Raw genomic sequence first — 7,409 nt, 5'->3', positions numbered from 1 at the left:
AGGGTTCTAACCCTCCTTTCCACTCACGAGCCGGTTGTCTCAGAGAGTGATCGGGCTGGCCCACTCTCTGGTCAGTCCGGCACACTGAGTGACACGAAACGGCATTTTCGCCGTCCCAACTCGAGCCGTTCCACCGAAAGTAGCCCGCAGTAGGCCCGTTGATCACTTTCGGTGCTCGGTTCGTCGCGCGTGCGACTCGTGAGTAAACGTTTGTGTTACGTAGCGTGCCTTTCCTATGGCGCATTCCTGTCCGGCGGGTACGGTCTGGCGGTCGACCCGGCAGTAGGGCCGGGCCGTGCCCTTGACCATCCGCTGGATCAGCGGGGAGGGAGACACACGTTGCGTCGCATGCGTGGAACCGCGCTGGCCGCCGCGGCCATGGCCGGGGTGCTCACCCTGGCCGGGTGCGCCAAGGATTCCGGCGGTGGTAACAGCTCGAACAACACCGCGGCCTCGACGGGCGGTTCCGACTGCGTCACCGCGCAGAAGCCGCCGGCCGCACCCGCTGCCGCGAGCAGCTCGACCGCGGCCGGCGAGAAGGTCGACGGCAGCAAGCTGAAGATCGGCCTGGCCTTCGACGTCGGCGGCCGGGGTGACGCGTCGTTCAACGACGCCGCCGCCGCGGGCACCGACAAGGCGAAGTCCGACCTCGGCGTGACGACGGTCAGCGAGAGCACCGCCTCCGCCAGCGAGGCCGAGTCGGCCAAGCAGCAGCGCCTCGACCAGATGGCCTCCTCGGGCCTGAACCCGATCGTCGCGGTCGGCTTCGCCTACGCGCCGTCGGTCAAGGTCATCGCCGCGAAGTACCCGAACACGAAGTTCGCGATCGTCGACGACGACTCGATCCAGCTGCCGAACGTGACGCCGCTGGTCTTCGCCGAGGAGCAGGGCTCGTTCCTGGCCGGCGTCGCCGCCGCGTACAAGAGCAAGAACTGCCACATCGGCTTCGTCGGCGGTGTCAACACCCCGCTGATCCAGAAGTTCGAGGCCGGCTTCCTGCAGGGCGCGAAGACGGTTTCGTCCAAGATCAAGATCGAGGACGAGTACCTGACCCCGGCCGGTGACTTCTCCGGGTTCCAGGACCCGCCGAAGGGCAACGCGAAGGCCGCGGCCGAGATCGCCAAGGGCGCGGACGTCATCTACCACGCCGCGGGCGCCTCGGGTAAGGGTGTCTTCGACGCCGCGAAGGCGGGCAACGCGCTGGCCATCGGTGTCGACTCCGACCAGTACAACCAGAAGACCGTCGAGGCCGACAAGGACGTCATCATCACGTCCATGCTCAAGCGCGTCGACGTCGCGGTGTTCGACTACGTGCAGGCCGTCGCCAAGGGTGACCTGAGCGGCCTGCCGAAGCGGTTCGACCTCAAGGTCGACGGCGTCGGCTACGCCACCTCCGGCGGCAAGGTCGACGACATCAAGGACGTCCTGGACGGCTACAAGGCCCAGATCATCTCGGGCGCCATCACCGTTTCGGACAAGCCGCAGAAGTAGCTCACAACGTGTCCGGGGCTCGGAGGATTTCTCCTCCGGGCCCCTCACGCGTTTCCACGAGATAGGGAATTCTCCCGCCCATGAGCACAGCCGAGGCCCCGGCCGAGGCCGTCCCCGACCGGGGCGCCCCCGCCGTCCAGCTGACCGGGATCACCAAGCGCTTTCCCGGCGTGGTGGCCAACTCCGACGTCAACCTCACCGTCGCCGCCGGCGAGGTGCACGCCATCTGTGGCGAAAACGGCGCCGGCAAGTCCACCCTGATGAAGATCCTGTACGGCATGCAGCCGCCGGACGAGGGCACCATCGCGATCAACGGCGAAGAGGTGAAACTGCGCAACCCGCAGGACGCCATCCGCGCCGGCATCGGCATGGTGCACCAGCACTTCATGCTCGCCGACAACCTGACCGTGGGCGAGAACGTCTTCCTCGGCGCCGAGGGCCTGCACGGCATCGGCCGCGCCGCCCGCGCGCGGCTGGCCGAGCTCGCCGAGCGCACCGGCCTGCACGCCAAGCCGGAGACGCTGCTGGAAGAGCTCGGCGTCGCCGACCGCCAGCGCGTCGAGATCGTCAAGGTGCTCTACCGCGGGGCGAAGATCATCATCCTCGACGAGCCGACCGCGGTGCTGGTCCCGCAGGAGGTCGACGCGCTCTTCGACACCGTGCGGGAGATGAAGGCGGGCGGTTACACGTTCCTCTTCATCTCGCACAAGCTCGACGAGGTCCGCGCGATCGCCGACACCGTCACGGTGATCCGGCGCGGCACCACCGTCGGCACCGCCGACCCGAAGGCCATCACCTCCCGCCAGCTCGCGGAGATGATGGTCGGCTCCGAGCTGCCCAGCCCGGAGACCCGCGAGTCCACGGTCACCGACCGGGACGTCCTGCGGCTGACCGGGCTGACGCTCGGCGCCGAGGGCTCGGACCGCAACGCGCTCGACGACGTCTCCTTCACCGTGCACGCGGGCGAGGTGCTCGGCGTCGCCGGCGTCGAGGGCAACGGCCAGACCGAGCTCGTCGAGACGATCATGGGCATGCGCAAGCCGACCGGCGGCACGATCGAGCTGGTCGACGCCGACGGCAAGTCCCGCGACCTCACGAAGGCGGGCACGCTGGCGCGGCGCGAGGCCGGCATCGGCTACATCGCCGAGGACCGCACCCGGCACAGCCTGCTGCTCACGCAACCGTTGTGGGTCAACCGGATCCTCGGCTACCAGACCCGCGAGCCGGTCTCGAAGGGCCAGCTGCTCGACATCGCCGGCGCCCGCGCCGACACCGAGCGGATCGTCCGCGACTACGACGTCCGCACGCCGGGCATCGACGTCCCGGCCGCCGCGCTCTCGGGCGGCAACCAGCAGAAGCTGATCGTCGGGCGCGAGCTGTCGGGCAACCCGGTGCTGCTCATCGCGTCGCACCCCACCCGCGGGGTCGACGTCGGCGCGCAGGCGCTGATCTGGGAGAACATCCGCCAGGCCCGGGCGGCCGGCCTCGCCGTGCTGCTCATCTCCGCCGACCTCGACGAGCTGATCGGCCTGTCCGACACGATCCGGGTCATGCTGCGCGGGCGCCTCGTCACCGAGGCCGACCCCGCCACGGTGACCCCGCAGGAACTGGGCTCCGCGATGACCGGCGCGGGGGAGGGTGACGAACAATGACGTCCTGGCGCACGAAACTGCTGCCGCCGCTGCTGGCGATCGTGTTCGCCGTGCTGCTGTCGGCGATCGCGCTGATCATCTCCGGCGCCGACCCGCTGCAGGCGTACGGCACGATGATCGGCCAGATGTTCAAGGGCTCGACCTCGGTCGACACCGTGAACCTGGCGACGGTCTACTACCTGTCCGGGCTCGCGGTGGCCATCGGCTTCCAGATGAACCTCTTCAACATCGGGGTCGAGGGCCAGTACCGGTTCGCCGCCGTCGTCGCGGCCATCGCCGGCGGCGCGATGAAGCTGCCGCCGGTCATCCACGTCCTCGCGATTCTGCTGGTCGCGGTGGTCGCGGGCATGACCTACGCGGCGATCCCGGCGGTTCTCAAGGTGACCCGCGGGGTCAGCGAGGTCATCTCGACGATCATGCTCAACGCGATCGTCGCCGGCATCATCGCCTTCCTGATCAACGCCGACCAGTTCGGCGTGCAGACCGGCAACAACATCGGCACCCGCGTGATCGAGCCGTCCGGCCGGATCCCGGGCATCCCGCTCGGCTCGGGCACGCTGTTCGGGTTCGTCTTCATCGCCGCGATCGTCGGCGGGGCCTACTGGTTCATGCTCAACCGCACGCGGTTCGGCTTCGAGCTCAAGGCGTCCGGCGAGTCCACCACCGCGGCCGCCGCGGGTGGCGTCAACGCCAAGAAGATGACGCTGATCGCGATGCTGCTCTCCGGTGGGGTGGCCGGCCTGGTCGCCATGCCGGAGCTGCTCGGCCGCGACTACAGCTACGGCATCACCGCGACCCAGATGTACGGCTTCACCGGCATCGCGGTCGCGCTGCTCGGCCGTAACCACCCCGGCGGCATCGCGCTCGGCGCGCTGCTGTGGGCGTTCCTCGACACCTCCGCGGTGTCGCTGGAGCAGATCAACGTGTCCAAGGAGATCGCGACGATCATGCAGGGCATCATCGTGCTGTCGGTCGTCGTGGCGTACGAGATCGTGCGACGCGCCGACCTCGCGGCCGAACAACGGAGGGTGGGCCGCGCGCTCGCCGGCCGCAAGGGTTCCTCGGTCGCCGAAGGGGGTGCGGTGTGATCACCGACGTCGCTCCTGAGTCCGGCTCGACCATGCCGGTGCAGCGCAGCAAGAAGGGCCGGATCCCCGGCTGGCTGCGCGGCGTGATCTGGGCCGTGGTCGCCATCGCCGTCATCTCGACGGCGTCCTACTCCACCGGTGTCGCCGCGCTGACGTCGTCGAACACCGCGCAGACGGCGTTGCGCCTGGCGCTGCCGATCCTGCTGTGCGCGCTGGGCGGCCTCTGGGCCGAACGCGCGGGCGTGGTCAACATCGGCCTCGAGGGCATGATGATCCTCGGGACCTGGGGCGCCGCCTGGGGTTCGTACAACGGCGGCGTGTGGGCCGGCCTGATCTCCGCGATCGTGTTCGGCGCGCTGGGCGGCCTGCTGCACGCGGTGGCGACGGTGACGTTCAACGTCAACCACATCGTTTCCGGTGTCGCGATCAACCTGCTCGGCCTGGGCATCACCAAGTACCTGGCGAACCTGATCTTCGCGCCGATCTCCGGCAACCCGCGGCAGTCGCCGGTGGTGCCGAAGTTCGACACCTACTCGGCGACGTTCCTCTCGGATTGGCTGGGCGACCTGGAGAAGCAGCAGCGCGTCGGCATCTCCGACGTCGCCGGCATCCTGCGCGGCCTGGTCACCGAGGTGGCGCCGCTGACGATGCTCGCGATCATCCTGGTGCCGGTGAGCTTCTGGGTGCTCTGGCGGACGCGTTTCGGCCTGCGGCTGCGCTCGTGCGGCGAGAACCCGGTGGCCGCCGAGTCGCTCGGCGTGAACGTCTACCTGCACAAGTACGTCGCCGTGATCATCTCAGGCGCGTTCGCCGGCATGGGTGGCGCGTCGCTGGTGCTGCTGCGCGGCGGCGCGGACTACCTGGAGAACCAGACGAACGGCCGCGGGTACATCGGCCTCGCGGCGATGATCTTCGGCAACTGGCGCCCGGGCGGCCTGCTCGGCGGCGCGGCGCTGTTCGGCTACGCGGACGGCCTCCAGCTCGCCGGCGGCGGCGAGGCGGTGCTCGCGCTGCTGTACGGCGCGGTGATCCTGGTCGCCGTGATCGTCGTCGTGCAGTTGTTCCGCCGCCAGTGGATCGCCGCCGGGCTCGGCGTCGTCGGCGCGGGCGTGCTGTACGCGATCTACTGGTCGAACGACACGCTGCCGTCGGACCTGATCCCGTACACCGCGCACTTCGTGACGCTGATCGTGCTGGCGGTGGCGTCTCAGCGGCTGCGGCCGCCGAAGGCCGACGGACAGCCGTACCGGCGAGGGGAGGACTGAGTGTCTACTGTGGATTGGGATGCTCTGCGTTCCCAGGCGATCGAAGCGGCTTCCCATGCGTACGCGCCTTATTCGGGGCTGCACGTCGGGGTGGCCGGGATCGTCGACGACGGCCGGGTGGTGACCGGGTGCAACGTCGAGAACGCTTCCTACGGGCTCGGGCTGTGCGCCGAGTGCACGATGGCCGGGCAGCTGCGGCTGTCCGGCGGCGGGCGCCTGGTCGCCGTCGCGTGCCGATCCGGTGCCGGTGACCTGCTGATGCCGTGCGGGCGCTGCCGGCAGATCCTGTTCGAACTGGGCGGTTCCACCTGCCTGGTCGACACGCCGAGCGGGATCCTGCCGATGTCCGACGTCCTGCCGGACGCCTTCGGCCCGGACGACCTCCCGTGAGCGCGTTCGCGGCGGTCGACGTCATCCGGACGAAGCGGGACGGCGGGACGCTCTCGGACGAGCAGATCGACTGGGTCGTCGACGCCTACACCCGGGGTGACGTCGCCGAAGAGCAGATGTCCGCGCTGGCCATGGCGATCTTCCTGCGCGGGATGACCTCGGCCGAGATCTCCCGCTGGACGCACGCGATGATCGCGTCGGGGGAGCGGCTGTCGCTCGCGGTGTCCCGCCCGACGGTGGACAAGCACTCGACGGGCGGCGTCGGCGACAAGATCACGCTGCCGCTGGCGCCCCTGGTGGCGGCGTGCGGCGCGGCGGTGCCGCAGCTGTCCGGCCGCGGGCTCGGGCACACGGGCGGGACGCTCGACAAGCTGGAGTCGATTCCGGGCTGGCGGGCCGCACTGTCCACTTCGGAGATCCAGGCGCAGCTGGAAGACGTCGGCGCGGTGGTCTGCGCGGCGACGTCCGGGCTGGCCCCGGCGGACAAGAAGCTGTACGCGCTGCGAGACGTGACGTCCACAGTGGAATCGATCCCGCTGATCGCCAGCTCGATCATGAGCAAGAAGATCGCGGAAGGCGCGTCCGGACTGGTCCTGGACGTGAAGTTCGGGTCCGGTGCGTTCATGAAGACGCTCGACCAGGCGCGTTCGCTGGCTTCGGCGCTGACGTCGATCGGCGCCGACCACGGCGTCCCGACGACGGCGTTGCTGACCGACATGAACGTCCCCCTGGGGCGCGCGGTCGGGAACGCGGTGGAGGTCGCGGAGTCGGTCGACGTGCTGCAGGGCGGCGGGCCGCCGGACGTGGTCGCGCTGACGGTGGCACTGGCCCGGGAGATGCTGGCGCTGGCCGGTATTTCCGCCGACCCCGCGGAGGTGCTGGCTTCCGGGGAGGCGTACGAGGTCTGGTGCCGGATGATCGCGGCCCAGGGCGGCGACCCCGCGGCTGCTCTTCCGGCGCCTGCGCACGTCCACACGGTCGTGGCGCCTTCCTCGGGCGTGCTTGCTTCGCTGGACGCGTACGCGGTGGGCGTCGCGGCATGGCGGCTGGGCGCCGGACGGGCCCGCAAGGAGGACCCGGTCCAGGCGGCGGCGGGCGTGCTGTGCCTGGCCAAGCCGGGCGACGACGTCTCCGAGGGCGAGCCCCTCCTGGAGCTCCACACGGACACGCCTTCCGCGGTCCCGACAGCCCTGGCGGCGCTCGAAGACGGGTTCTCGATCGCCGCGTCAGCCCCCGAGCCGGGCCCGATCGTCGTGGAGACCATCCGCAGCTAGCCGCTTCACTGTGATAGTCGTCGCGAAAATGATCACCCGTCCGAGTGACATCCGGGCCCCATCTCGCGTGATCAGAGCCGTGACTCGCGTGATTGAGCCCGGATCTCGCGTGATCAGAGCCGTAACCGACGTGATCAGGCCCGTCACGGCTCCGATCACGCGAGATCCGGCTCCAGTCACGCGAGTTCCGGCCCGGATCACACGAGTTACGGCCCCCATCACATGAAGAAGGCCCCCGCCGGATCCCGC

At 69.7% G+C, this 7,409-nt stretch carries 6 protein-coding genes; all 6 read left to right on the top strand.

The window, feature by feature from the left end; genetic code table 11:
• The first annotated feature begins 348 nt into the window (after positions 1–348).
• Positions 349–1,491 (top strand): BMP family lipoprotein, encoded by a 1,143-nt coding sequence (locus ACWEVN_RS44750; RefSeq protein ID WP_449687347.1) that lies wholly within the window; start codon positions 349–351, stop codon positions 1,489–1,491.
• A gap of 80 nt (positions 1,492–1,571) precedes the next feature.
• Positions 1,572–3,143: an ABC transporter ATP-binding protein gene (locus tag ACWEVN_RS44745; RefSeq protein ID WP_449687348.1), complete on the top strand. Its 1,572-nt coding sequence runs from the start codon at positions 1,572–1,574 to the stop codon at positions 3,141–3,143.
• Positions 3,140–4,231, top strand: a complete 1,092-nt coding sequence (locus ACWEVN_RS44740; protein WP_449687349.1) for an ABC transporter permease — start codon at positions 3,140–3,142, stop codon at positions 4,229–4,231. Before ACWEVN_RS44745 ends, ACWEVN_RS44740 begins: the two co-directional genes overlap by 4 nt.
• Positions 4,232–4,263: 32 nt before the next feature.
• Positions 4,264–5,496, top strand: coding sequence for an ABC transporter permease (locus ACWEVN_RS44735; protein WP_449687364.1), 1,233 nt, complete (start codon positions 4,264–4,266; stop codon positions 5,494–5,496).
• The gene (locus ACWEVN_RS44730) at positions 5,497–5,886 is read left to right on the top strand and encodes a cytidine deaminase (protein WP_285456011.1); all 390 of its coding nucleotides are present in this window, start codon (positions 5,497–5,499) and stop codon (positions 5,884–5,886) included. It begins immediately after the preceding gene.
• Positions 5,883–7,160: a thymidine phosphorylase gene (locus tag ACWEVN_RS44725; RefSeq protein ID WP_452055331.1), complete on the top strand. Its 1,278-nt coding sequence runs from the start codon at positions 5,883–5,885 to the stop codon at positions 7,158–7,160. Before ACWEVN_RS44730 ends, ACWEVN_RS44725 begins: the two co-directional genes overlap by 4 nt.
• The last annotated feature ends 249 nt before the right edge of the window (positions 7,161–7,409 follow it).

This window comes from Amycolatopsis sp. NPDC003861, assembly GCF_053605405.1.
Note: the sequence above shows the minus strand (reverse complement) of the source record. Positions and strands in the feature narration are given on the sequence as shown.

Excerpts from the sequence above, each read along its gene's own strand:
- ACWEVN_RS44750 (WP_449687347.1), top strand. The coding sequence starts at position 349 with ATGCGTGGAACCGCGCTGGCCGCCGCGGCCATGGCCGGGGTGCTCACC.
- ACWEVN_RS44745 (WP_449687348.1), top strand. The coding sequence starts at position 1,572 with ATGAGCACAGCCGAGGCCCCGGCCGAGGCCGTCCCCGACCGGGGCGCC.
- ACWEVN_RS44740 (WP_449687349.1), top strand. The coding sequence starts at position 3,140 with ATGACGTCCTGGCGCACGAAACTGCTGCCGCCGCTGCTGGCGATCGTG.
- ACWEVN_RS44735 (WP_449687364.1), top strand. The coding sequence starts at position 4,264 with ATGCCGGTGCAGCGCAGCAAGAAGGGCCGGATCCCCGGCTGGCTGCGC.